1 protein-coding gene is annotated in these 313 nt (G+C 61.0%); it reads left to right on the forward strand.

Annotated elements, in window-relative coordinates; all coding sequences use genetic code 11:
• Nucleotides 1-71: 71 nt before the first annotated feature.
• Nucleotides 72-263: a hypothetical protein gene (locus C6W91_RS21380; RefSeq protein ID WP_370571637.1), complete on the forward strand. Its 192-nt coding sequence runs from the start codon at nucleotides 72-74 to the stop codon at nucleotides 261-263.
• The last annotated feature ends 50 nt before the right edge of the window (nucleotides 264-313 follow it).

The following is a 313-nucleotide window of genomic DNA, read 5'->3' on the forward strand; positions in this document are numbered from 1 at the left end:
ACCGTGCAATCCGTGTCCCTGGACAGCTATGAAGCCCTCGTCAAAACGGCGGATGCAGCAGGAGTACCGGCATGACGAGCTCCCATACCGTCGATGAGGCCCGCCTCAGCATCATGCTGAACAACCTGCGGCTACCGACCATCAAGATCCTCTGGCCGCAATTCGCCGAACAGGCTGACCGGGAGGGCTGGCCTGCCGCCCGCTTCCTGGCCGCTATTGCGGAGCACGAACTGGCCGAACGCGCCCACTGCGGGTTTCGGTAAATCCCGGACAAGCATTTCAGTAATTCCCGGACACGCGTTTCGGTAAATCC

The sequence above is a fragment of the Phaeobacter sp. SYSU ZJ3003 genome (assembly GCF_041300735.1).
In the GTDB taxonomy this organism is placed as follows: domain Bacteria; phylum Pseudomonadota; class Alphaproteobacteria; order Rhodobacterales; family Rhodobacteraceae; genus Phycobacter; species Phycobacter gallaeciensis_A.